Here is a 23,086-nt window from a genome sequence, read left to right as displayed (position 1 = left end):
ACCTAGCCGGCGACGTCGACCTGCGCAAGCGGCACTTCACCCACGCCAGGTTCCGGGTCGGCGCGGTGCTCGAGGTCAGGATCCTGGCGCCGAACGCGATCGCGAAGATCGCGCGCTTCACGATCCGCTCGCACAGGGCGCCGCTCAGCCGCTATCTCTGCCTGCCGCCCGGTGCCAAGAAGGCTGGCGCCTGCGCATGAAGTGACCTGCGAAGCTGCGGGTGATGCGGCAGCTGAGCACGCTCGACGCGCAGTTCCTCAACGTCGAATCGGCGCGGATCTACGGGCACGTGGCGTTCCTCGGGATCTATGACCCGACGACCGCTCCCGGCGGAAAACTCGGCGGCGCCGAGGTCAAGCAGCTCCTCGAGGACCGGTTGCATCTGCTGCCGCCGCTGCGGTGGCGGCTGGTGCAGGTCCCGCTCGGGCTCGATCTTCCGTACTGGGTCGACGATCCCGACTTCGACCTGGAGTTCCACATTCGTGAGACGGCGATCCCCGCGCCCGGCGACGACCGGCAGCTCGCCGAGACGGTGCAGCGGGTGTTCGGCCGCCCGCTCGACCGGGGCCGCCCGCTGTGGGAGCTCTACGTCATCCACGGCCTCGAGGGCGGGCGCGTCGCGCTGCTGACCAAGATCCATCACTCGGTCGTGGACGGGATCTCCGGCAACGAGATCATGGCCGTGCTGCTGGACCCGGAGCCGACCGGGCGGTACGTCGAGCCCAAGCCCGCCAAGACGCGGCCCGCGCCGCCGCTCCCGCGCGACCGGGACATGCTCGCCCGCGGTCTGCGCGGCATCCCTCGCCAGCCGCTGAGAGCGCTCCGCTCGCTGCCGACCACCATCGCCGGCTTCACCGACCTCCCGGGCGCCAACGCGCTACCCGGCGTGCCGACGCTGTCGCACGTCTACTCGGCCGTGCGGCGCACGTTCGGCGCCGACGAGAGCGCCGGGGTCCTGGAAGTGACCAAGGCGCGCCCGCCGAAGACGCCGTTCAACGGTCCCGTCTCGGCGCACCGGCGCTTCGCGTTCGGCTCGCTCTCGCTGGACTCGGTCCGGCAGGTGCGGCGCGAGTTCGGGACGACGGTCAACGACGTCGTGGTGACGCTCTGCGCGGGCGCGGTACGCGATTGGCTGATCGAGCGCGACGCGCTGCCCGAGGACCCGCTCGTGGCGCTGATCCCGATGTCGGTCCGCAAGCGCGACGAGCGCGGCGCGTGGGGCAACCGGATCTCGATGATGATCGTGCCCATCCCGACCAACGAGCCGGACCCGGCGGAGCGCCTGCGCCGCACCCACGAGTACCTGCGCAGCGCGAAGGAGCGCCACAGCGCGCTGCCCGCCTCGCTGCTGACCGACGCGACCGCGTTCATCCCGCCCGCGGTCGCTTCGCTGGCCGCGCGCAACACGGTCGACATCCTCAGCCGGACCCGCCCGCCGCTGAACCTCGTGATCTCCAACGTCCCCGGGCCGCGGACCTCGCTCTACTGCGCGGGCGCCGAGATGGTCTCCAACTTCCCGGTCAGCGTGATCGTCGACGGCGTCGGGCTGAACATCACCGTCGTCTCCTACAAGGACCGCGTCGACTTCGGGATCGTGGGCGACCGCGAGCAGATCGACGACGCTTGGGCGTTCCTGGAAGGCGCCGCCCACGCGTTGACCGAGCTGGAGGAAATCGGCAAGACGCGCAGATAGGACGCGCCCTGCGCGGCCTATCATCAATGCCGTGGACGACCGCACGCTGCGACTCGACGGAGTGGGTCCGCCGCACGTGCCACGCCGCCCGGTGCCGACGTTCCTGGATCTGCCCGAGCGCACGCTCAAGCCGCGCCGTGCAGGGATCACGCACGTGATCGATCGCGGCCTCTCGCCGCTCGCGCTCGAGTCGCTGCTCGTGACGGCGGGCGAGCACATCGACATGATCAAGCTCGGTTGGGGAACGGCCTACGTCAGCGGCGCGGTCGCGGACAAGGTCGCGATCTGCCGTGACGCCGGGATCGCGATCTGCCCCGGCGGCACGCTGCTGGAGATCGCCGCCCACCAGGGTCGCATCGACGGCTACGTCGAGTGGCTGCGGGAGCTCGGGATGGACTGCGTCGAGGTGTCCAACGGCTCGTTGCCGCTGGCGCGCGAGCGCAAGGCGGAGCTGATCGCCGAGCTGGCGCGCGAGTTCACCGTGATCGCCGAGGTCGGCAGCAAGACCGGCGAGGCGGTGGCCGGCGACTGGTGTGCGGAGATGCTCAGCGACCTGGCGGCCGGGGCCGCGCTCGTGATCGCCGAAGGGCGCGAGAGCGGGACGGTCGGCCTGTTCGACGAGACGGGCGCGGTGCACGGCGAACTGGTCGACGCGATCCTGCACGCCGTCGGCCAGGAGACGGTGATCTTCGAGGCCCCGCAGCGCGCGCAGCAGGCGTGGCTGCTGCGTCGCGTGGGGCCCAACGTCAACCTCGGCAACATCGGCACCGACGACGTGATCGCGCTCGAGACGCTCCGCCGCGGCCTGCGCTTCGACACGCTCGACCTGTTGCCTCAGCGCGCGAGCACCTGACCGCGGGGCTCGCCCACGCCGGCCTGCGCGACGAACGTGGTGTCAGCGCGCCTGCGCCCGCGCCTGCGCGACGAGCGCGGCTTCGGCACGGGTGATCGCGTCGCGGTCCCGCGCCACCTGCGCGGTCGCGGCTTCGACGGCCGCATGCGCTCCGGCGAGCATCGCTGACATCGGCGCCGGTGCCGCGCCGCCGGTGACGACCCGCGCCGCGAGCGCCTGCGCCGGGTCGAGCGCTCGTTCGAGCGTGGCCGCGTCGATCGTCACGGGACGGCCGAGCACGTCGCGCGCGGCTCGCTCGATGCCACTCGCGTCCAGCGCCCCGTCGGCGACCGCGCGCCCGACCACGCGATAGGCGGACCGATAGTCCAGCCCGCACTCGAGGCTGAGGACCTCCGCGACGTCGGCCGCCAGCGCCGCGCTCGCGTCGAGGGCGCGCGCACAGGCCTCGCGGTCGACGCGCAGGGTCTCGGTCACTGCCGCGGTGAGGTCGACCACCCGCCGCGCCAGCTCGACGGCGCCGCACACCTCGCCGTACGCGTACAGCAGGTTGTCGGTCCGGCCGGACGGCGTGTGCTGCGTGGCGAGGACGCCGGTGGCGCGGCCGAGCAGCGTGCCCGCGCCGCCGCGGATGACGACGAGCGCGTACGGGTTGCGCTTCTGTGGCATCAGCGCGCTCGCCCGGCAGAACGCGTCGTCGATCGCCAGGAGCGCGAACTCGTCGCTGCCATAGATCTCGAGGTCCTCGGCGAAGCGACTCGCGCCCATCGCCGCGGTCGCCGCGTGCCACGCGGCCTCGGTCAGCGGATCCGTCTGCCACATCGCGTCGCGGGTGTGCTCGATCGGCGCGCTGAAGCCGAGCAGGCCCGCGAGGCGCTCGCGATCGAGCGGGAAGCGCGAGCCGTTGACGCCGCCCGCGCCGGCCGGGCTGAGGTTGGCCGCGGCGAAGTCCCGCGCGAGGCGGTCGGCATCGCGCAAGGCGGGCTGCGCAAACGACAGCACCCAGTGCCCGACCGTCGTCGGCTGGGCGACCTGCAGGTAGGTGTAGTCCGGCATCGGCGTGTCGCGCTCGCGCTCGGCGAGGGCGACCAGCGCGGCCGCGAAGCGCAATGTCGCCGCCTCGAGGTCGAGGAGTCGCTCGCGCAGCGCGATCCGGAACGCGACTCGCCCCGCTTCGCGCCGCGGCCGGCCCGCGTTCAACCAGCCCGCGGCACTGCCGGCGCGCTGTTCGAGCGTGCGCTCGCGGACGTTGGCGAGATCGCCGTAGCGCGGGTCGTCGATCTCGGGCTCGCCGTCGTGCAGCTCGAGGAGGGCGCCTAGGAGCGCGCGGGCATCGTCGGATGAAATGGCGCCGCCCTCCGCGAGCGCGATCACGTGCGCCAGATCCGCGAGCCCGAGGCCGCGATGCAGCAGCGGCGCGTCGGCGAGCTCGAGCTCGTAGCCGGCGGCGACGAGCTCGGGCGCCGGCCCGCTGCGCACGCGCGCCTCGGCCCCGAGATATCCGGGCGGCGCCGCGTGCGCTCCCCCGCGGCGCGCGGTCATCGCGACCGCCCGCGGACGCCGCCGCGTGGCGCCCTGTCGGTGGCCCTGCGCCGCGCGCTCATCGCGACCACGCGCGGCGCCCCGTCCGTGGCCGTGCGCCGCGCGGTCACCGCGACCGCCTGCGGGCGATGACGTCGTCGACCGTCGTGCGGGCCGCGCCGAGTGCCTGCTCGACCCGCAAGTCGGTCTGTGGCAGCAGCGCGGCGATCTCCGGGTCCGCGGCGAGTGCCTCCGCGAACGTGACGTCTGCCTCCTGGCCCGCGAGCGCGGCGCGTTGCACGAGCTCGTGCGCGCGGTGCTTGCCGACGCGCTGCGCGAGCGCCAGCATCGCCGGCTCGGCGAGGACGTAGCCCCGCTGGGCGTCGAGGTTGGCCTGCATGCGGCGCGCGTCGACGCGCAGGCCCTCGACGAGCTCGCGTGCGAGGGTCAGGGCGGTCGCCGCGGCCGCGGTCGCCTGCGGGACGATCGCCCATTCGGTCTTCCAGGCCGCGCCGTCGCGCTCGTGCTCGCCGACGAGCCCCTCGAGCGCCAGCCCGGCATCCGAGCGGACCAGACGGGCGAGCGTCCAGAGGTGCTCCGAGCGTTCCGGGTTGCGCTTCTGGGGCATGGTGATGCTGCCCACGACGCCGGGCGTCGGCGCCTCCGAGAGCTCCCCGAGCTCCGGCCGCTGGAGGTTGTAGACCTCGTTGCCGATCTTGGCCAGCGTGCCGGTGACGAGCGCCAGCAGCGTGACGTACTCGGCGATCCGGTCGCGCGCGGTGAGCCAGCTCGTCTCGGGGACGCCGAGGCCGAGCCGTGACATCAACCGGCGCTGCAGCTCCGGCCCGGCGTCGCCCCACGCCGAAAGCGTGCCGACGGCGCCCGCCAGCTGCCCGACGGCGAGGCGCGGGCGCGCCTCGCCGATGCGGTCGAGGTGGCGCCCCACCTCAGCCGCCCAGACGGCGGCCTTGAACCCGAACGTGATCGGCAACCCCGGCTGCCCGTGCGTGCGGCCGAGCATCGGCGTGTCGCGATGCTCGCTCGCGCGCCGCAGCAGCGCCGTCTCGATCGCCAGCAACTCGCGCTCGGCCAGGTCGAGGACGTCGCGCATGACGAGCCCGAACCACGTGTCGGTGACGTCCTGGACCGTGGCGCCGTAGTAGATCCACTCGGCGGCCTCCGGGCCGAGGCCGCGCCGCAGGACACGGATCAGGCCGAGCGTCGAGTGCCCGCTCGCGCGCGTCTCCTCCCCCACCGCCTCGAGGTCCACCGTGCCGTCGAGCCGCGCCAACTCGGCGGCCGCCGCCTCAGGGATCACGCCGAGCTCTCCTTGGACTTCGGCCAGGGCGGCGATGATCCGCACCCACGCGCTCGTCCGGCCCGCGTCGCCGAGCAGTGCGCGCGTCTCGTCGGTCGCCCACAGGTGGCCGTAGATGACCGAATCGGCCAGGTCGATGCCACTCACGCCGCCACCCCCGCGAGCGAGCGCAGGGCCGCGCGGACCTCTTCCAGGCTCGCGCCCCACGGCACGGTCATGCGCGCGCCCTCGCGTTCGATGCCGCGTTCGCGCAGGCAGCACTTCAGGAGCGTCAGTTCGGGACCGGGCACGGAGCCCTCGATCAGCAGCGGGCAGAAATCCACGCGGGCGTGGGGCTCCTGACCGTACAGCGCCTCATGAATCTGGCGCGAGCGCTCACAACCCACGAGCGTCCAGTCGGCGGCCTCGGGCGGCCCCGCGTCGAGGAAGTCGACGGTCGCGTGAAGGTCCAGCCCGGCGCACCGGCACGGGAACAGATAGTGCTCCGCGGGGTGAGCGGCGGCGAGCTCGCGCAGGTCGATCGCCACGAAGTCCAGCTCCAGCGGCGGCAGGTCCTCGTCGTAGCCGAGGACCGTGGTCGCCATGTCGAGCAGCTTCGGCGGGTGCGGCGGGACCACCTCGACCACGCGGATGCGCAGCGGGGCGGGCGCGTAGATGAAGTTGACGTGCTGGTAGCGGCCCTCGACGACGTAGACGAGCGCATCCCGGCCGCTGCGCCGCGCGGCGCCGGCGAGCTGGCCCGCGTTGCCGGTGTCGACCGTGTCGTCGGTGATGAACGCGACCTCCTCCGGTCCGGCGAGCACGCGCGCGTCGCGGACGTCGACGACGATGCCGTCGCCCTCCGCCCGCTCGAGTTGGACCAGCGCACGCTCGCCGCCGCACACCGCGACGATGAACTCGGTGCGCCGATACACGCGCCGCGAGCGGATGCGATTGAGCAGTGCCGCCGATTCGAGGCTCGGCACGTCCTGCACGCTGACGCCGCGGTACGGGCGGGCGATGAAGTTCGGGCCGATCTCGTTCACGCGAACGCTCCCGCCGCGATGCCCCACAGGATCGCCGCGCCCGAGCTGGCGCCCCAGCGTGAGAGACCCGCCGCGCGCCGCCGCGCGGCGGCCACGTCACCGGCACGGATCGCCCGCAGCACGGCGGCGGCGGGCTCCGGCAACTCCCCTCGCGTGGCACAGCGCAGATAGGCGAGCCCGAGCGGCGCCGCCCGCTCGGCGGCGAGCGCGACGACGGCGGTTTCGCGCCCCTGCGCGTGACACCACGCGGCGTACCCGGCGAGGACGTCGTCGCCGGCCGGCGTCAGCCCCTCGCCGCGACCGGCGAGCTCGGCGACAGCCTCGCTCTCGTCGCCGCGCCGGAGGGCGGAGAGACCGGCGGTGAGCGCGTCGGGCGGGGAAGGAGCTGCGTCGAGAGCGGCGGTCACGGCGCCACGCCAGCCCGGCGCGAGCGGCGGCGGGACAAGCGTCGAGTGCGCGCGCCCGAGCCCGGCGAGATCGATGTGCAATGTCCCGGCACGGAGCGTCGCCGTGCCGCCGCACCGCGCCGCGGCGGTGTGTCGCGTGTCGGCGACCCCTCCACCCGGCCGCTCGCGGCCGCTGCCGCGTCCCGGCGGCGAGGTGTCGCCGGCGACCACACGCGCGGGCGGCGTGAGGGCTCGCGATGCGTCGTGGTCACTGAGGCACCTCACAGGTGGTTTCGCGACCACTCGCCGGTCCGCGTCGGCGCGTCCCGGCGGCCATCCGCCGTCCACTCCCCTCCCGCGCAGCGCGAAGTCGTACTCCAGCGCGACGTCGTCGCCCGCCGCCAAAGGCGTCGCCTCCAGGCCCGCGACCAGCAGCGTCAACGGTCCCCGCGGGGCGCGGGGGATCGCGAGCAGCAGCCACTCCCCGCCCAGCCGTGCGTACCCGCCCGGGTGCAGCGCGAACTCGACGACGCCGGTCCCGCCGCGCGCCAACACCCGCCATGCACCTGGACCGGCCCACAACGCCCGCGTCATCACGACGGTGCTAGTCACCGTCGAGCTCCGCCGCCAGGGCCGTGATCGCGGCGCGGAACGGCGCGACCGGCTGGTGGGCGACGCCCGCGCCGATCTGGCCCGTGCCCGCGTGGCCGTGCAGGACGCCGGTGGTGATCTGTGGCGTGACATCGAGTTCGGCGACGAGGCGCGCGTCGATGCCGACGGGCGTCCCGACATGGTCACGGTTGGCCAGCGTGAAGCGCTCCGAACGGGCGGCGCAGATCTGCGCCATCAGCTCGGTGCGTGCCGCCGCGGCCGCCGCGTTGCCACCGAAGAACGAGGCCACGACCGGCGCGGCGGCCAGCGCCATGCCGCCGAGACCGATGCACTCGATCACGGCCGAGTCGCCGATGTCGCGCGCCGCGTCGTCCGCCGTATGGCCGCCGCGGAGCAGCGCGTCGTCCACCGTGGCCGCCGGCGCGACGAACCAGCGTCCCGGCATGCCGGCCAGTTGCACGCCGACCTCCACGCCGTTGCGCGAGATCAGCGAGACAACGCTTGAGCCAAGACACCCGTCCAACGCCAAAGAGGCGCACTTCGAAGCCGCCATGGTCAGGTTCAGGAAGAAGTGGTGGTTGCCGGCGATGAAGCGCGCCGCCTCCTCCCCGCCCACCACCGCGATCGACGCGGCCAGCTCGCGCAGCAGCAGGTTCCCGGTGGCCTGGCTGCGCATGTGCAGCTCGTCGCCCATGTTGAGCCCCTGGGCCGCCAAACCGAACACGTCGATCGGCCCGCGGTGCTCGAGCATCCGCGCCAGCCGCGGGCCGAGATCGTCGCGGAAGAACCGTAGCCGCGACACGGCCTCGTCGTCACCCACCCCGAACCACAGCGTGTTCCCCGGACCCTCGTTCAAGGTCGAGAACGCGCGCCGCGCGCCGTCCTCGACCACCCACACGGGCATCGACGGCGAGCAGACACCGGTCATCGGCCCGACGTGGTCGTGCTCGTTGCCGGGCGCCAACGTGATCTCGCCGCGCTCCAGCAGCGACGCCGCCTCCGCACGCGAGGCGGCCCAGCCCTCGAACACGACCGCGGCCAGGAGCGCGCGGCGCTGCGGGTCACACACCCGCTCCCACGCGATCGGCGGGCCCGAGTGCAGCAGCACGCCGTCCTCCAGCCCCGGGACCACGGAACTCGCCGCAGCGACGGTGACCGCCCGCGGCGAGCACCCTTCGATCCGCGCCACGGCGTCCGCGTTGGCCGCGCCCACCACCCGCCCATGCCGGCCCCACAGTCGTGTGAGCACGTCGAGCATCGTCGCGTCGCCGCCGGCCGGTGGGCGCCAGTCGACCTGCACCACCGGGGCGTCCTGGGCGCGCAGCGCGTCCGCGAAGGTCGACAGACCCAGGTTCACCGCCTCGACTCGGGTGAGGACGTCGGCTCTCGGGGTCATGCGGTTCTCCGCGCTGGTTGAATGGTCGCGATGTCAGATCTGGATGCGCTGGTCGCGCTCGTCACGAACGCCCCGGGCCTCCTCGGCAAGCGCGACCTCGAGGTCGTCAAACGCTTGGACCCGTCGCTCGATGGCGACGACGCCGCGCTGGTGCCACACGGGGACGGATACCTGGTGCTCTGTGGCGAGGCGATCTCGCCGCCCTTCCTGATCGCCGACCCGTACGGCGCCGGCTCCGCCGCCGTGGTCACGAACGTGTCCGACGTGCGGGCCATGGGCGCCCGGCCGCTGGGGATCGTCGACATGTTGATCTCACCCGACCGCGAGCACGCCGAGGCGGTCCTCGACGGCATCCGCTGGGCGGCGGACAAGCTCGGCGTGCCGGTGGTCGGCGGCCACACCACGATCGGCCACGCACCCGCGCTGTCGGCCTCCGCCACCGGGTTCACCAAAGCCCCGCTGCGCGCCTCGGCGGCCCGGCCGGGCGACATCCTGCTGGCCGCGTTCGCGATCGACGGGCGATACATGAGCGACGCCAACGACTTCTTCACCGCGCTGCACGACCGCCGCCCGAACCTGCTGCGCAGCGACGGCGAGGCGCTGGTCGAGGTCGCCGAACAGCGCCTCTGCCACGCGGCGCGCGACGTCTCGATGCCCGGCATCGCCGGCTCGCTGCTGCAGATGATCGAGGGCGCGGGCGTCGGCGCGACCCTGGACGTCGATGCGATCCCACGGCCCACCGGCGTGCCCCTCGAACGCTGGCTGCTGACGTTCCCGAGCTTCGGCTTCCTGCTCGCCGCGCCCGAGAAGACCGCGGCGCAAGCCGTCGACGTCTTCCTCAGGCGCGGTCTGGCCTGCGCGCCCTGCGGGCGGTTCGATGACACGAAGCGGCTGACGCTGACGATCAACGGTGCCGGCTCCACCGCCTGGGACCTCACCGCCACGCCGCTCACTGCCCTGGACGGCGCAGCGCGATCGCCATCGGCTGGTGCATGACCCCGTGGTAGCGCGCCGCCTCGCCGTCACGGACCCAGCCGAGGCGTTCGAAGAAGCGCACGTTGGGCACCTGCACCTGCGCGACCATCCGCGAACCGCCCAGAGCGCCCCCGGTCCGCACTGCGAACTGCACCAGCTCACCGCCGAGCCGGTGCACCCGCGCGTCCGGGAGCACCGCCAGCCGGTCGCCCTTGAACAGGCCGTCGCCGAGCGGGTAGAGCCGCACGGTGCCGACCACCTCACCGTCGACCAGGGCCACGACGTGCAGCGTGTCGGCCAGATCGTCGTACGCGTCGCGATCTGAGCCCTCGAAGAGCCCCTGCTGCTCGACGAACACGCGCCGGCGCACGGCGAAGTGCGCCGACAGCTCGTCGAGGCTCGCCGCGATCGCGACCTCAGCCGTGTGCGCCGACGAAGAGATCATCGAGATCGGCGCCGTCCTCACGGCGCATGACGCGTTCCCACGCGGAGAGCCCGGAGCACGCCTGGCAGCGGGCGCAGCCGGCCTTCGCGTCCAGATGGTCGAAGCCGGCCTCGGAGAGCATCGCCGCGACCTCGCCGTACACCCGCCCCACGTAGTCCGGATCGGGCGTCGGGGAGTCCGCCATGAGCGTCCCCGGGACCGGTCGCAACGGCACCACGAACGGGTAGACGCCCATCGCGATCGCCCGCCGGCAGCCTTCGATGATCAGCTCCTCGCGCTCGCCCATCCCGAGCAGGACGTAGGTGGTGACGCTGCCGCGCCCGAAGACGTCGACCGCGCGTTCCCACGTGCGGAAGTACCCCTCGATCCCGCACTGCGCCTTGCCCGGGGCGACCCGCGCCAGCACCTCCGGATCGAACGTCTCGGAGTGGATGCCGACCGCGTCGACGCCGGCGCGCGCCACCTCGTCGAGCACCCGCAGGTCGTCCGGCGGCTCGAACTGCACCTGGATCGGCAGCCCGGACGCCTCCTTGATGGCCGAAGCGCAGCGCGAGATGTAGATCGCGCCGCGGTCGCGGCGATTCAAAGACCCCGTCGTCAGCGTGACGTCGACCGCGTGGTCGTAGTCGCGCGCGGCGGTGCACACCTCGGCGAGCTGCGCGGGCGTCTTGACCGGGATCGTCTGCTCGCCGCGGGTGAGCTCGATGCCACAGAACCCGCACTGCTCCGGCGTGTCCCAGTAGATGCACTTCTGGACCACGGTCGAGGCGATCGAGTCCAGGTGCAGCAGCGCGATCTTCCAGTACGGGACGCCGTCGGCGGTCTGCATGTCGTAGATCCGCGGCCGCGGCGGCAGCGTCACCGGGCCGACCAGCTCGTCGTCGCGGAACAGCGTCGCCCGCTTGCCCTCGACGCGCACCGTGTACGGCGAGGCATCGACGTAGCTCGCGTGCGAGGGCACCGTCAGCGGCAGCCCGCGCACCCACAGGAACAGGGCGTCCGACGGGCCCGCGCCGCCGAGGCGCCCGGGTAGCGGGCCGTCGGTGGCATCCTCCACACGGACGCCGAGCGACTGCAGCTCGACCAGGAGCTGCCGGTCATCGAGGCTGAGGCGCACCGGCTCAGGCATGCGTCCCGTAGGCCTCCTCGTAGTTCTGCCAGAACACCCGTTCCTTGAGCTCCTGCGAGATGTCACGGACCCCGTTGAGCTTCCAGTACTCGCTGTCGAAGTCCGACCACGGCTCGTCGGAGCCGAAGAACACGCGGTCTCCCCCGACGCCCTGCTTCTCGATCTCGGTCAGCAGCCAGCGGGCGCCGAACCCGACCGCCCACGAGGTGTCGGTGTAGACCTTGTAGCCGTCACGGACCCACTGCAGGAACTTCGGGACGAGCTTGATGTGCCCCGATACCCCGCCGCCGAAGTGGACGAGGTAGATCTTGCAGCGCTTGCCGTACTTCTCGACCAGCGGAACGAAGTTGTTGATGTCCGAGTTCCCGCCGGGTGACGTGTGGAAGTGGAACATCAGATCGTGCTTCTCGCAGACGTCGAAGATCTCGTCGGCCAACGCCAAGGTCTCCTCGTCCCAGGTCCCCGGGTCGGGGTTGCCACCGAGCAGGAACGTGGTCTTCAACGCCACCACGCGCGACTCCGACGCGAGCTTCAACGCCTTGCGCGTCATCTCGGCGTTGCGCGGCAGGAACGAGACCCAGATCGCCGCCAGGATGCGGTCATTCGAAGTGGCCGCGTCCATCACGACGTCGTTGAGGTCGAACGACAGCTCGTGGATCGGGACGCCGTAGTTGGAGATCGCCAGCGCCCGCTCGACCTTGAAGTAGTCCATGTGGCGCTTGACGAACTGCTTGGTGTCGGCGTAGTCGTAGACCGTCGGCTTGACCGGGTGCTCGAGGTCATAGAACTTCCACGGCGGGATCTCGCCGATGTGGCAGTGCGCGTCGATGATCTTCTTGGGATGTGTGGCCATGTCAGCGCTTCCCGAACAGGACGCGCGCCTGGTCGATGCGCGCCTCCCATTCCTCGCGGGTGTCGAAGGTCTGCTCCGGCATCGGCGGAGCCTTGTCCAGCCGCCACGCGCCGTCGTCCGGGTCGAGCTGGACGACCTCGAGCGTGAACTTCGGCCGGCCCGCGTCCAGCGGCAGCTCGGCCGCGGCGTGCAGCGCACGACCGGAGGCGACGTGCATCTCCAGGGTGTGCGAGCCGAGCGGCGTGACGTCCTCGAACAGGACCACCCACTCGGCTCCGTCGCGTTTCGCCCGCAGCAGGCGCTCGGCGGCCAGCGCCTTGCCCTGCTCGCGGGTGAGGTCGCGGTGGCGGTGGCAGAACGCCGCGTCGCGCACCGCGCCGAGGTCCATCAGCGCCAACATCGGCGGGGCGGAGCGCGAGACGACCTCGCGCACCAGATCACTCCGCTCGTGCCAGGCCACGACCAGGTCGTCCTCCGAGCGCACGTCGGCAAGCTCGTCGGCCACCGCGCGCACGACGCCGATGTACTGCTGGTAGAGCTCGGCGTTGACCATCACGGAGGGATAGATCCGCGCCTCGGCGCGCCGCCAGTGATCGATTGCGGCATCCCGGTCCAGCACGAGCATGGACTCAGACGGTCCAGGTGTTGAGCTGGAACGCCTTGTCGCGCCACGCCGTCAGCGCGGCATCGAGGACGTCGAGCGGATGGAACGGCTTGACGCCCTTCATCATCAGGTCCTCCGGGAACCCGTACAGCGCGCCCGAGGCGAAGCGACAGGCGTAGATCGTGCCGCCCTCGTCCATGAACGTCTGCAGCTGGTTGTTGATCGCCATGTGGCCCGGGAACGCCTCATCACCCACCTTGGGGAACCCGCGCGATCCCGATGCCATCAACACGCCAGGCCCGTAGAGCACCAGGTGCGTCTTGAAGCCCTTGCGCTGCACGCGCGTGGTGGTGAGCAGGTTGACCAGGCCGACCGACCCCTCGTAGGGCACGGTGTGCATGAACGTGTAGGCGCTCTCGCCGGGCTCGGCCTTGACGTCGGGAAAGACCTTCTCCGAGGTGTCGAAGAGCTCGGTGCCCTTCTCCGGCAGCTGGATTACGTCGGACTTCGCCACGTGTCCTCCTCTTCGGTCGACGAACGAGTTTCGACCGTATCGGATCGTGAACGCTCCGCAACATAGAGTGGTCACAACGGTGGGAAAACCCCCCTATCCAGCACCAAGTCGGCATATACGATAAGAAACGGATGACTTTCCACAGGAGGATCTGAGCGCCGTGCGCATCGTCGTCGCCGTCGGCGGCAACGCCCTCATCAAGGCCGGCCAGGCCGGCACCTGGCCCGAGCAGTTGGCCAACGTGCGTGAGATCGCGGAGGCCGTACTGGCGCTGCGCGCGCAGGGGCACGAGGTCGTGCTCACGCACGGCAACGGCCCGCACGTCGGCGCGCTGCTGCTGCAGAACGCGCTCGGCGAACAGGAGGCGGCGCCGCTGCCACTGGACGCCCTGATCGCGATGACACAAGGACAGATCGGCTACCTGCTCGAGAGCGCGTTCGCCGCCGTCGACCCGTCGGTCCCGATCGCGGTCCTGCTCACGCGGGTCCTCGTCGACGCGCAGGACGACGCCTTCCGCAACCCGACCAAGCCGGTCGGCCCGTTCTACGACGAGGACGAGGCGGACCGCCGCGCCGCCGAGCTCGGCTGGGACGTCGCCCCCGACGCCGGCCGCGGGTGGCGTCGCGTCGTGCCCAGCCCGTTCCCGATCAAGGTGCTCGGCCAGGACAACGTCGCCGCGCTGCTGGAGCGCGGGACGGTCGTGATCTGCTGCGGAGGCGGCGGGATCCCGGTCGCGATCACCGGCAGCCAGGTCACCGGCGTCGCGGGCGTGATCGACAAGGACCGCTGCTCCGAGTGCCTCGCCGTCGAGATCGACGCCGATGTCCTGGTGCTGCTGACCGGCGTGCGGCGGGTATCGCTCGACTTCGGGACGCGCTGGGAGCGCGAGCTGGCGAGGTTGACGGTCTCCGACGCGGGCCGCGGGCTCTCCGACGGCGATTTCCCGGTCGGGAGCATGGGCCCGAAGATGGAGTCGGCGGCACGCTTCGTCGAGGAGTCCGGCGGGCGCGCGGTGATCACCAGCGCCGACCGGCTCGTGGCCGCGGTCGCGGGCGACGACGGCACGTGGGTCGTGCCCGACGCCCACGGTCCCTCGGTGGTGGCCAAAACCGCGGTAACCGCATGAGCTGGGCGGTCCGCGTGGTCCGCAACCGCTACGTCGACAGCGTGCGGCTGATGAAGGTGGCGAAGGAGCTGCGCGCCCACGGCCGCGCCGAGGTGGCGATGGGCACGCCCGCGAACCTCGAGACGCTCGCGGCACTCGGTGTCACCTGCGATGCCGGCCCGACCGACGTCGTGATCGCCGTCGAGGGGCCGGAGTCGGCGCTCGACGCCGCCGAGCGCGAGTTCGCCGCTCCCGCGACCGCCGCGGACAACGGCGCCGTCGCCGCCCCACCGCGCTCGCTCGGCCTCGCCCGCCGCGGGCTCGCGGACGCCAATGTGGCATTGATCTCGGTGCCCGGTGAGTACGCCGCCTTCGAGGCGCACCGCGCGCTCACCGAGGGCCTGCACGTCTTCCTCTTCTCCGATCACGTCTCCGAGGCTGACGAGGTCGCGCTCAAGCGCCGCGGCGTCGAGTTGGGTCTGCTCGTCATGGGCCCGGGCTGCGGCACGGCGATGCTCGGCGAGGTCGGGCTCGGGTTCGCGAACGTCGTCCGCGCCGGGTCCGTCGGCATCGTCGCGGCCGCCGGCACCGGTGCCCAGGAGACGGCCAGCCTGCTCGACGGCGCCGAGATCGGCGTCTCCCAGATCGTCGGCGTCGGCGGCCGCGACCTGTCCAGCGAGGTGGGCGGGCTGATGTTCGGCGAGGCGATGCGGCTGCTCGCCGCCGACGACGGCACCGACACGCTCCTGCTCGTCTCCAAGCCGCCCGCGCGCGAGGTCGTCCAGAAGCTCGGCGAGGTCGACGTGCGCGGCAAGCGCGTCGTCGCCGCGTTCGTCGGCTGGGAAGGCGGCGACGCGCCGTTCGAGATCCATCCGACGCTCGCCGCCGGCGCGTTCGCCGCGGCCGGGGTCGCCGCTCCCGACGTCGGCGCGCTGGAGGCGGAGATCGACGCCCGGCGTACCGGCGGGCGGCTGCTCGGGCTGTATTCCGGCGGCTCGCTCGCGCACGAGGCGGTGACGATCCTCGAACCGCTGCTGGGCGCGATCGGCGGCAACGCCGGTCACGGCGACGACGACGAAGGGCACGCGATCTTCGACCTCGGCGAGGAGGAGTACACCCAGGGCCGCCCGCACCCGATGGTCGATCTCGAGGTCCGCATCGGATTCCTCGAACGAGCGGCCGCGAGCGACGGGCTCGGCTGCGTGCTGCTCGACGTCGTGATCGGGCACGGCTCCCACGCCGACCCGGCGGGCGGGCTGGCCCAGGCGCTGCGGGCGCTCGCCGGGCGCGTTCCGGTGATCGCCCACGTGTGCGGGACCGACGGCGACCCGCAGGACGCGAGCCGCCAGGCGCGCACCCTGCGCGAGGCGGGCGTGATCGTCGCCCCCACCAACGCGGCCGCGGCGCGGCTCGCCGGGCGGGCGCTGGCGGCATGAGGATCGCCATGCTCACCTACTCGGTCAAGCCGCGCGGCGGCGTCGTGCACGCCTTGGAGGTCTCAGAGGCGCTGGCCCGGCGCGGACACGCCGTCGAACTGATGACGCTCGGACGCCCAGGCGACGCGCTGTTCCGCGACACCGCGCTGCCGGTCCGGATCGTGCGCCACACGCCGCCCGACGTGCCCTTCGACGAGCGCATCCAGGCGATGCTCGACGCCTACACCGAAGGCCTGCGCCCGCTGCTGGCGGGTGGGCGCCACGACATCGTCCACGCGCAGGACTGCCTCTCGGCCAACGCGGCGCTGACGCTGCGCGACGAGGGCGTGATCGAGCACGTGGTGCGCACCGTGCACCACGTCGACGACTTCACCTCGCCGTCGCTGATCGCGTGTCAGGACCGGTCGATCACCGCGCCCGACCGCGTGCTCTGCGTGTCACCGCCATGGGTCGAGCGCCTGTCGGCGGACTTCGGCGTGACCGCCGCCGTGGTCCCCAACGGCGTCGACACCCACCGCTTCCGCCCGCCGCGCGACGCCGCCGAGCGCGACGACGCCCGCCGCCGCGCGGACGTGGAGGACCGGCTGACCGTCCTGACGGTGGGCGGAGTGGAGCCGCGCAAGGGCTCACTGACGCTGCTCGAGGCCTTCGCCCGCCTGCGCGAGACCCTGCCCCACCGCGACCCGCTGCTGCTGATCGCGGGCGGCGCCACGCTGTTCGACTACCGCCACGAGGTCGAGCGCTTCGACGCCCGCGTCACGGCCCTCGGCCTGACGCGCCACGTGCGCCGGCTCGGCGCGCTCGAGCCGGACGAGATCGAAGGGCTGTTCCGCGCCGCTGACGTGTTCGCCTTCCCGTCGGTGAAGGAGGGCTTCGGGCTGGTGGCGCTGGAGGCGCTCGCCGCCGGCCTGCCGCTCGTGGCGTCGGATCTCGACGTCCTGCGCGGGTACCTGACCGACGGCGAGAGCGCCCTGCTGCACCCGGTCGGCGATGCCGCCGCGCTGGCCGCGGCCCTGACCCGCGTCGCGCGCGACCCTGACCTGCGCGAGCACCTGCGCCGTGGCGGGAAGGAGGTCGTCGCTGGCTTCGGCTGGGACGCTTCGGGCCGCGAGCACGAAGCGGCCTACGCGTACATGGGGAGCGTGGCGCGATGAACGCGCTCGAGGTCACCGCGACGTTCAACGGCGGCTACTCGGCGACCGTCGAGGCGCGTGGGCACACGATCGCCGTCGACGAGCCGGAGTCGACCGGCGGCGCCGACGACGGCGTCATGCCGACCGAGCTGCTGGCGGCGTCGCTGGCGAGCTGCTTCGCGCTCGCCCTCGGCCACGTCTCCCGGCGTGACGGCGCCGAGCTGCCGGGCCTGCGCGTGGACGTGCGCGCCGAACGCGCCGGCCGCGAGCTGCGCTACGGCCGGCTGATCGTCACCGCCCACGCCGAGGTTCCCGCCGCCGAACTGGCCGCGCACGTCGAGCGGGCGCAACGTTTGTGCTGGGTCTCCAACACGCTGTCCCAGCCACCCGAAATCGAGTACCGAGCAACGGAGGACTCATGTCTGAGCGACTGATCGTGATCGGGGGCGGTGGCGCCGGCACGGCCACGGCCACGATCGCCAAGCGGCTGAACCCGAAGCTCAAGGTCACGCTGTTCACCGAGTTCCCGGACATCGCGTATTCCCCGTGCGGCATCCCGTTCGTCCACGGCCGTGAGATCGACAAGTTCGAGTCGCTGTTCCTCTCGACGGTCGACCGCTACGTCGAGGACGGGCTCGACATGCGGATGGAGACCGCGGTCACCGACATCGACCTCGCGCGCGGGACGATCACCTCGCGCAACACCCACGAGGGCTTCGACAAGCTCGCGATCTGCACCGGCTGGACCTGGGAGAAGCCGAAGGTCCCGGGCGCGAACCTCGAGGGCCTGCACTACGTCAAGGACATCCGCGCGGCGATGGAGTTCGACAAGGAACTGGACTCCATGAAGCGCATCGTCGTCTACGGCGGCACGCCGATCGGCGTCGAGATGGCCGGCAACCTCGCCCACCGAGGCCTCCAGGTCGAGTTCATCGACGAAGGCCCGTGGGCGCTGTCGGAGCTGCTCGATCCCGACGTCGCCGAGCCCGTCCACGAGTCGCTGACCAAGCGCGGTGTGACGCTGCGCTTCGGCACGCGCGTCGAGGAGTTCATCGGCGACGGCAACGGCCGCGTGCGCGCGGTCTCGACCACCGACGGGCAGATCGAATGCGACGCGGTGATCGTCTGCCTGCACAAGATCCCGAGCGCCCAGCTGGCCGAGGCCGCGGGCCTGAAGCTCGGCACCACCGGCGCGATCATGGTCGACGAGCGAATGCGGGCGTCGGAGCCGAACGTCTGGGCGGCGGGCGACGTGGTCGAGGTCCCGCACGGGCTCTCGATGATCCCGATCCGCGGGCTCACCGGCTCGCACGCCTACGCGCAGGGCCGCACCGCGGCGTTCGACATCGCCGGCCAGGACCTCAAGTACGACCCGGTCTGGATCCCGTGGGGCATGGTGGCCGGCGACTACACGATCGGCGGCTTCTCGATCGGCGAGACGCTGGCCACGGCGATGGGCGTGCCGTACGTCGTCGCCAAGGGCGTCGGCGTCTCCCGCGCGCGCTACTTCCCGGGCGCGACCCGCACCAACGTCAAGCTGCTGGCGGAGCCGGACACGCTGAAGATCATCGGCGCCCAGATCCACGGCGGCGAGGGCGTCAAGGAGCGCGCGGACTTCCTCGCCTTCGCGGCCAAGCGCGGCGCGACGCTGCACGACCTGGCATGGATGGAGAACATCTATTCGCCGCCGATCGGCGCGCTGTTCGAGCCGGTCGCGATCGCGGCCCAGAACGGCCTCGCGGCCCTCCGGGACAAAGCGGCGGCATGACACGGCTCTCGGAGGCCAAGCAGCGCCTGCGCGAGCAGTCCGAGCACTACCTGCTCCAGGACTCCGTGCGGCGGCTCGGCAAGGGCGTGCCGGGGACGGTCGAGCCCTACCGCGGGCGCGAGGGGCGCGCGTGGCGGCTGCTCTTCGTCCCGCTCTATCGCCGCGTGCCGTGGGCGGTCAAGCGGCGCGCGATGGACTCGCTGCAGATGACGGCCAAGGGCTGGACCCCGCCGCCGCGGGAGCCCGGAGAGCCCTGGAAGCCGCCGGAGCGCAGATACGATTGACCCGGTGACCTTGCCGCGCGCCGCCTCCGACCACGCTGAGATCGCGTCGGCCGCGCTCCCGGAGATCGAGCGCAAGGTCTTGGGCCTGGGCGCGAAGGTCGCGGCCGAGCGCGCCGAGCGCGGCTGGTCGCTGGCGCAGCTGGCGCAGCGGGCGGGCCTGTCGACGGCCTCGGTCCACAAGATCGAGAAGAGCGGGATGACGCCCACGATCGCCAGCCTGATGAAGATCGCGGCGGCGCTCGGCCGCAGCGTGTCGTTCTTCGTCGACGAGCCCGCCACGCCGGACGTCAGCGTCGTCCGGCACGAGGATCGCGCGAAGGTCTACACGTCCAAGCAGGGGCTGGACCTCCGCAACCTCTCGGGCCGCTACGGCCCGTTCCTGATCGCCGGCGCCGAGGCCATCGTCGAGCCGCTCGCCGACAGCGGGCCGACGCCGATGAACCACCCGGGCGAGGAGCTGGTGGTCGTCACCGCGGGCGCGATGGTCTTCACCGTGGACGGTCGCGAGTACGCGCTCGGCGAGGGCGACTCGATCCACTTCCGCACGCTGCTGCCGCACTCGTGGCGCAATCCGGCGGCCGAGATCGCCCGCGCGGTCTGGCTCGTCGTCCGCTCCTCCTGAGGGCAGGTATCGTTCGCCCGTGGACGACCTGCTCGACGCGGTCCTGGCCAGCGTCGCCGACGCGATCTATCTCGTCGGCGCGCGTGGCGAGGTGCGCTTCGTCAACCCCGCCGGATTGGCGGTGCTCGGCTACGACCGCCCGGAGGAGCTGATCGGGCGCGACAGCCACTCGACGATCCACTTCCGGCATCCCGACGGCTCGCCGTTCCCTGCCGAGGATTGCCCGCTGCTGCGAGCGCGGACGAGCGGCAGGACCGTGCGCGTCGAGCAGGACTGGTTCGTCCGCCGCGACGGCTCGATGGTCCCTGTCGGGTACGCGTCGTCACCCTTCTCCACCGAGGAGGGCAACGGCGCGGTCGTCGTCTTCCGGGACATCACCGCGCGGCTGGAGGAAGAGGCCGCGCACGCCCGCGCGGTCGCCGAGGAGGCACGGGCGGAGGAGATCGCCGCGTCGCGCTCCCGCCTGGTCAGCGCCGCCGCCGCCGAACGCCGCCGGATCGGCCGCGACCTGCACGACGGCGCGCAGCAGCGGCTCGTGCAGGCGCTGATCCGGATCGAGGAGGCGCGCCGGGTCGCTCCCTCACCCGCCTTGGACGCGGCGGCGGAGGAGACGCGGCGCGCGGTCCGCGACCTGCGCGATCTTGCCGCCGGAATCCATCCCGCGGTGCTCACCGACCACGGCCTCGCAGCCGCGGTGGAGGACCTCACCGCGGACGCCGTGCTGCCGGTAGAGCTCGATCTCGACCCCTGGCGCTGCTCGGCGGACGTCGAGGCCGCCGCGTACTTCCTCATCGCCGAGGCGCTGACCAACATCGCCAAACACGCGCAGGCTTCGCGGGCGGCGGTCACTGCGTACCGCCAGAACGGAGAGCTCGTCGTCACCGTCTCCGACAACGGTCGCGGCGGGGCGAACCCGATCGGCGGCACCGGCCTGCACGGGCTCGCCGATCGGCTGGCCGCGATCGGCGGCACGCTGGAGCTCAAGAGCCCGCCCGGGGGCGGGACGCTCCTCCTCGCGAAGCTTCCCCTAGCTTGAGGCGCGGAGGACGGCGAGCACGGCCAGCACCCGCCGGTGGTCGGCGCGGTCGTGGCCCAGGTCGAGCTTGTCGAAGATGCGGGTGACGTGCTTCTCGATCGCGGGCCCCCCGACGCTGAGGCGCTCAGCGATGCCGTGGTTGGACAGTCCCTCGACCATCAGCGCGAGCACGTCCCGCTCGCGCGTGGTCAGGCCCTCGAGCGGGTTCGCGACCCGCCGGCGCCCGAGCATCCGCGCGACGACGTCGGGATCGAGCGCCGTCCCGCCCGCCGCGACCTTGCGCACGGCGTCCAGGAAGTCGTCGAGGTCGGCGACGCGGTCCTTGAGGAGGTAGCCGACACCGCGCGCGTCATCACCGAGCAGCTGCAGCGCGTAGCGCTCGGCGAGGTGCTGAGAGAGCACGAGAACTCCGGTGCCCGGCAGCGCACGCCGGATCGCGATCGCGGCACGCAGCCCGTCGTCGGTCAGGTCCGGCGGCATCCGCACATCGGTGATGACCACGTCCGGCCGATGCGCGCGGGTCTTGCGGATCAGGTCGGGTGCGTCGCCGGCGGTCGCGACGACGTCGATACCGCCGTCGGTGAGCAGCCGCTCGAGGCCTTGCCGGAGCAGCAGCTCGTCGTCGGCGATCACCGCTCGTGGAGCCTTCACGACCGCGATCCTAGAAGCCGAGGACCGAGGCGGCGAACCGGCTCGGCGGCAGCCCGACGTACCGGCTGAACGCGGTGCTGAAGCTGCTCGCCGAGCCGTAGCCGACGCGCTCGGCGATCTCGGCGAGGGCCAGCTCGCGACGACGGAGGAGGTCCTTGGCGAGCGCCATCCGCCAGGCGAGCAGGTACTCCATCGGCGGTAGGCCGACGATGCGCGTGAAGCGCTCGAAGAACGCCGAGCGCGACAGCGCGGCGGTCCGCGCGAGCGCGGGCACCGTCCATGACCGCGCGACGTGCTCGTGCAGCTCGCGCAGCGCGGGCGCGATCCGTGCGTCGGCCAGGCCGCGCAGGAGGCCGGCCGGGGCGTCCTCGCCGGGCGTCGTTCGCAGCGCTTCGATCAGCAGCACCTCGACGAGGCGCGTGAGCACGAGGTCGCGTCCCGGCCGGGCCCCGATCGCCTCGTCGCCGACGAGCTGCACGAGTGTCGCCAGCCGCTCGGCGCCGCGCACATGGACCACGGGCGGGAGCACCGACTCCAGCAGTGCCGGGTCCGGCGAGTCGAACGCGAAGTAGCCGCCGAGCAGCCGCACGTCCGGAGGTCCCTCGAGCCGGCCGTGGCGGACCTCGTCGGAGACGGTTGCCGCCACCGTCGGGTCGATGTGCTCCGGGACCGCCGGCTCGAAGCCCGACATCACGAAGCCGGGCGTGCTCGGGAGCAGCACGAAGTCGCCCGCCTCGAGCGTGATGGCGGGCTGCTCGTCGACCGCCAGCCGGCAGCCGCCCTCGAGCACCGTGCAGAAGCTCGGCTCCCCGTAGCTGGAGTAGCGGACCGCCCAGCGGCCGGCGCCGCTGATGCGCTTCGAAAACACGGTGCGCGGCCGCAGCAGCGTGATGACCTCGGACAGGGGATCGCTCATTTTCGGACTCTCGCTAATGAATTGCGGACTCCACACGATAGACAGTCCTGCGCATCGGCGTATCTTCGCTGCCATGAACACCGTGATGATCACTGGCAGCTCCTCCGGCTACGGCCTCGAGACCGCCCGCCACTTCCACGAGCAGGGCTGGAACGTCATCGCCACGATGCGGACCCCGCGGACGGACGTCCTGCCACAGTCGGACCGGATGCGCGTGCTTGCGCTCGATGTCACGAGCACCGAGTCGATCTCGGCGGCGGTCGCGGCGGCCGGCCCGATCGACGTCCTGGTCAACAACGCGGGCATCGGTGCCTTCGGCGCCTTCGAGGTCACGCCCATCCCGACGATCCGCGAGCTCTTCGAGACCAACACGTTCGGCGTGATGGCGATGACCCAGGCGATCATCCCCCAGTTGCGTGAGCGCAGGTCCGGCGCCGTGATCAACGTGACCTCGAGCGCGACGCTGGCGCGGATGCCGCTGGTCGCCGCCTACTCCGCGAGCAAGACCGCGATCGAGGGCTTCACCGCGTCGCTCGCGCTCGAACTCGAGGCGTTCGACGTGCGGGTCAAGCTGATCGAGCCCGGACTCGGCCCCACCACCCGGTTCGCGAGCAACGGCGAGTCGCGCATCGACCCGATCCCCGAGCCGTACGTCCCGTTCGCGGAGCGCGTGATGACGGGCTTCCAGGAGCAGACCGCCGTCACGCGCGAGTCCGATGTCGCCGAGGCGGTGTGGCGTGCCGCCCACGACACGACCGGCCAGCTGCGCTTCCCCGCGGGCGCTGACGCCGTGGCGCTCGCGCAGGTCCGCTGA

Annotated in this window: 25 protein-coding genes; 13 read left to right on the top strand and 12 right to left on the bottom strand. The window is 72.4% G+C overall.

What is annotated here, in order from left to right; genetic code table 11:
• Positions 1-65 precede the first annotated feature (65 nt).
• The 3 genes from OM076_RS05360 to OM076_RS05350 are packed head-to-tail and all read left to right on the top strand — an operon-like array spanning position 66 to position 2,546.
• Complete coding sequence (locus OM076_RS05360; protein ID WP_270038452.1) at positions 66-200, top strand: hypothetical protein; 135 nt, start codon at positions 66-68, stop codon at positions 198-200.
• Between the two features lie 23 nt (positions 201-223).
• Positions 224-1,693 (top strand): WS/DGAT/MGAT family O-acyltransferase, encoded by a 1,470-nt coding sequence (locus OM076_RS05355; protein WP_270038451.1) that lies wholly within the window; start codon positions 224-226, stop codon positions 1,691-1,693.
• Between the two features lie 31 nt (positions 1,694-1,724).
• Positions 1,725-2,546 (top strand): phosphosulfolactate synthase, encoded by an 822-nt coding sequence (locus OM076_RS05350; protein WP_270038450.1) that lies wholly within the window; start codon positions 1,725-1,727, stop codon positions 2,544-2,546.
• Between the two features lie 42 nt (positions 2,547-2,588).
• Here OM076_RS05350 and OM076_RS05345 read toward each other — a convergent pair whose 3' ends face one another.
• The 5 genes from OM076_RS05345 to OM076_RS05325 all read right to left on the bottom strand — a co-directional run bounded on the left by OM076_RS05345 (position 2,589) and on the right by OM076_RS05325 (position 8,801).
• A complete protein-coding gene (locus tag OM076_RS05345) occupies positions 2,589-4,085 on the bottom strand; it encodes a lyase family protein (RefSeq protein WP_270038448.1) in 1,497 nt (498 codons plus the stop codon).
• Positions 4,086-4,191: 106 nt separating this feature from the next.
• Positions 4,192-5,529: a 3-sulfopropionylcysteine synthase XcbD gene (xcbD, locus tag OM076_RS05340; protein ID WP_270038446.1), complete on the bottom strand. Its 1,338-nt coding sequence runs from the start codon at positions 5,527-5,529 to the stop codon at positions 4,192-4,194.
• The gene (locus tag OM076_RS05335; protein ID WP_270038445.1) at positions 5,526-6,407 is read right to left on the bottom strand and encodes an XcbA family protein; all 882 of its coding nucleotides are present in this window, start codon (positions 6,405-6,407) and stop codon (positions 5,526-5,528) included. Before OM076_RS05335 ends, xcbD begins: the two co-directional genes overlap by 4 nt.
• Positions 6,404-7,405: an oxamate carbamoyltransferase subunit AllH family protein gene (locus OM076_RS05330; protein WP_270038444.1), complete on the bottom strand. Its 1,002-nt coding sequence runs from the start codon at positions 7,403-7,405 to the stop codon at positions 6,404-6,406. The genes OM076_RS05335 and OM076_RS05330 overlap by 4 nt, the downstream gene beginning before the upstream one ends.
• The gene (locus OM076_RS05325; protein WP_270038442.1) at positions 7,398-8,801 is read right to left on the bottom strand and encodes a YlbE family protein; all 1,404 of its coding nucleotides are present in this window, start codon (positions 8,799-8,801) and stop codon (positions 7,398-7,400) included. The genes OM076_RS05330 and OM076_RS05325 overlap by 8 nt, the downstream gene beginning before the upstream one ends.
• Positions 8,802-8,831: 30 nt before the next feature.
• Here OM076_RS05325 and OM076_RS05320 point away from each other — a divergent pair, with 30 nt between their 5' ends.
• Positions 8,832-9,797 carry an AIR synthase related protein gene (locus tag OM076_RS05320; RefSeq protein ID WP_270038441.1) on the top strand — a complete coding sequence of 322 codons (966 nt, stop codon included), beginning with the start codon at positions 8,832-8,834 and terminating at the stop codon, positions 9,795-9,797.
• Here OM076_RS05320 and OM076_RS05315 read toward each other — a convergent pair.
• From OM076_RS05315 to OM076_RS05295, 5 genes are read right to left on the bottom strand one after another with little or no spacing between them, the layout of a single operon-like run.
• Positions 9,751-10,221, bottom strand: a complete 471-nt coding sequence (locus OM076_RS05315) for an MSMEG_0567/Sll0786 family nitrogen starvation N-acetyltransferase (RefSeq protein ID WP_270038440.1) — start codon at positions 10,219-10,221, stop codon at positions 9,751-9,753. The two genes, OM076_RS05320 and OM076_RS05315, sit on opposite strands and share 47 nt — an antisense overlap.
• Positions 10,193-11,350: an MSMEG_0568 family radical SAM protein gene (locus OM076_RS05310; protein ID WP_270038439.1), complete on the bottom strand. Its 1,158-nt coding sequence runs from the start codon at positions 11,348-11,350 to the stop codon at positions 10,193-10,195. The genes OM076_RS05315 and OM076_RS05310 overlap by 29 nt, the downstream gene beginning before the upstream one ends.
• Positions 11,343-12,203 carry an amidohydrolase family protein gene (locus tag OM076_RS05305; RefSeq protein ID WP_270038438.1) on the bottom strand — a complete coding sequence of 287 codons (861 nt, stop codon included), beginning with the start codon at positions 12,201-12,203 and terminating at the stop codon, positions 11,343-11,345. The genes OM076_RS05310 and OM076_RS05305 overlap by 8 nt, the downstream gene beginning before the upstream one ends.
• A gap of 1 nt (position 12,204) precedes the next feature.
• Complete coding sequence (locus tag OM076_RS05300; RefSeq protein WP_270038437.1) at positions 12,205-12,828, bottom strand: hypothetical protein; 624 nt, start codon at positions 12,826-12,828, stop codon at positions 12,205-12,207.
• Positions 12,829-12,832: 4 nt separating this feature from the next.
• The gene (locus tag OM076_RS05295) at positions 12,833-13,321 is read right to left on the bottom strand and encodes an MSMEG_0572/Sll0783 family nitrogen starvation response protein (RefSeq protein WP_270038436.1); all 489 of its coding nucleotides are present in this window, start codon (positions 13,319-13,321) and stop codon (positions 12,833-12,835) included.
• 160 nt (positions 13,322-13,481) lie between these two features.
• Here OM076_RS05295 and OM076_RS05290 point away from each other — a divergent pair, with 160 nt between their 5' ends.
• The 8 genes from OM076_RS05290 to OM076_RS05255 are packed head-to-tail and all read left to right on the top strand — an operon-like array spanning position 13,482 to position 20,705.
• Complete coding sequence (locus OM076_RS05290; RefSeq protein ID WP_270038435.1) at positions 13,482-14,447, top strand: carbamate kinase; 966 nt, start codon at positions 13,482-13,484, stop codon at positions 14,445-14,447.
• Positions 14,444-15,862 carry an AllF/FdrA family protein gene (locus tag OM076_RS05285; RefSeq protein ID WP_270038434.1) on the top strand — a complete coding sequence of 473 codons (1,419 nt, stop codon included), beginning with the start codon at positions 14,444-14,446 and terminating at the stop codon, positions 15,860-15,862. Before OM076_RS05290 ends, OM076_RS05285 begins: the two co-directional genes overlap by 4 nt.
• A complete protein-coding gene (locus OM076_RS05280) occupies positions 15,859-17,016 on the top strand; it encodes an MSMEG_0565 family glycosyltransferase (RefSeq protein WP_270038433.1) in 1,158 nt (385 codons plus the stop codon). Before OM076_RS05285 ends, OM076_RS05280 begins: the two co-directional genes overlap by 4 nt.
• On the top strand, positions 17,013-17,429 hold the full coding sequence (locus OM076_RS05275; protein WP_270038432.1) for an OsmC family protein: 417 nt from the start codon (positions 17,013-17,015) through the stop codon (positions 17,427-17,429). Before OM076_RS05280 ends, OM076_RS05275 begins: the two co-directional genes overlap by 4 nt.
• Positions 17,414-18,763: an FAD-dependent oxidoreductase gene (locus tag OM076_RS05270; RefSeq protein WP_270038431.1), complete on the top strand. Its 1,350-nt coding sequence runs from the start codon at positions 17,414-17,416 to the stop codon at positions 18,761-18,763. The genes OM076_RS05275 and OM076_RS05270 overlap by 16 nt, the downstream gene beginning before the upstream one ends.
• A complete protein-coding gene (locus OM076_RS05265; protein ID WP_270038430.1) occupies positions 18,760-19,047 on the top strand; it encodes a hypothetical protein in 288 nt (95 codons plus the stop codon). Before OM076_RS05270 ends, OM076_RS05265 begins: the two co-directional genes overlap by 4 nt.
• 4 nt (positions 19,048-19,051) lie before the next feature.
• On the top strand, positions 19,052-19,669 hold the full coding sequence (locus tag OM076_RS05260) for a cupin domain-containing protein (RefSeq protein ID WP_270038429.1): 618 nt from the start codon (positions 19,052-19,054) through the stop codon (positions 19,667-19,669).
• 19 nt (positions 19,670-19,688) lie between these two features.
• A complete protein-coding gene (locus OM076_RS05255; RefSeq protein ID WP_270038428.1) occupies positions 19,689-20,705 on the top strand; it encodes a PAS domain-containing sensor histidine kinase in 1,017 nt (338 codons plus the stop codon).
• On the opposite strand, the gene OM076_RS05250 is transcribed toward OM076_RS05255, so the two are convergent.
• A complete protein-coding gene (locus tag OM076_RS05250) occupies positions 20,697-21,356 on the bottom strand; it encodes a response regulator transcription factor (protein WP_270038427.1) in 660 nt (219 codons plus the stop codon). The genes OM076_RS05255 and OM076_RS05250 overlap by 9 nt on opposite strands.
• A 10-nt stretch (positions 21,357-21,366) precedes the next feature.
• Positions 21,367-22,272 (bottom strand): AraC family transcriptional regulator, encoded by a 906-nt coding sequence (locus OM076_RS05245; protein ID WP_270038425.1) that lies wholly within the window; start codon positions 22,270-22,272, stop codon positions 21,367-21,369.
• 73 nt (positions 22,273-22,345) lie between these two features.
• On the opposite strand from OM076_RS05245, the gene OM076_RS05240 reads away from it, so the two are divergent.
• Entirely contained in the window at positions 22,346-23,086 is a 741-nt protein-coding gene (locus tag OM076_RS05240) for an SDR family oxidoreductase (protein WP_270038423.1), read from the top strand.

It is taken from the genome of Solirubrobacter ginsenosidimutans (assembly GCF_027587205.1).
The sequence above is the reverse complement of the archived record's forward strand: the minus strand, read 5'-3'. Positions and strand labels throughout refer to the sequence as shown.

Coding starts and splice junctions, on each gene's coding strand:
- OM076_RS05355 (WP_270038451.1), top strand. CDS start 224: ATGCGGCAGCTGAGCACGCTCGACGCGCAGTTCCTCAACGTCGAATCG.
- OM076_RS05345 (WP_270038448.1), bottom strand. CDS start 4,085: ATGACCGCGCGCCGCGGGGGAGCGCACGCGGCGCCGCCCGGATATCTC.
- OM076_RS05325 (WP_270038442.1), bottom strand. CDS start 8,801: ATGACCCCGAGAGCCGACGTCCTCACCCGAGTCGAGGCGGTGAACCTG.
- OM076_RS05320 (WP_270038441.1), top strand. CDS start 8,832: ATGTCAGATCTGGATGCGCTGGTCGCGCTCGTCACGAACGCCCCGGGC.
- OM076_RS05315 (WP_270038440.1), bottom strand. CDS start 10,221: ATGATCTCTTCGTCGGCGCACACGGCTGAGGTCGCGATCGCGGCGAGC.
- OM076_RS05310 (WP_270038439.1), bottom strand. CDS start 11,350: ATGCCTGAGCCGGTGCGCCTCAGCCTCGATGACCGGCAGCTCCTGGTC.
- OM076_RS05305 (WP_270038438.1), bottom strand. CDS start 12,203: ATGGCCACACATCCCAAGAAGATCATCGACGCGCACTGCCACATCGGC.
- OM076_RS05300 (WP_270038437.1), bottom strand. CDS start 12,828: ATGCTCGTGCTGGACCGGGATGCCGCAATCGATCACTGGCGGCGCGCC.
- OM076_RS05285 (WP_270038434.1), top strand. CDS start 14,444: ATGAGCTGGGCGGTCCGCGTGGTCCGCAACCGCTACGTCGACAGCGTG.
- OM076_RS05280 (WP_270038433.1), top strand. CDS start 15,859: ATGAGGATCGCCATGCTCACCTACTCGGTCAAGCCGCGCGGCGGCGTC.
- OM076_RS05275 (WP_270038432.1), top strand. CDS start 17,013: ATGAACGCGCTCGAGGTCACCGCGACGTTCAACGGCGGCTACTCGGCG.
- OM076_RS05270 (WP_270038431.1), top strand. CDS start 17,414: ATGTCTGAGCGACTGATCGTGATCGGGGGCGGTGGCGCCGGCACGGCC.
- OM076_RS05265 (WP_270038430.1), top strand. CDS start 18,760: ATGACACGGCTCTCGGAGGCCAAGCAGCGCCTGCGCGAGCAGTCCGAG.
- OM076_RS05245 (WP_270038425.1), bottom strand. CDS start 22,272: ATGAGCGATCCCCTGTCCGAGGTCATCACGCTGCTGCGGCCGCGCACC.
- OM076_RS05240 (WP_270038423.1), top strand. CDS start 22,346: ATGAACACCGTGATGATCACTGGCAGCTCCTCCGGCTACGGCCTCGAG.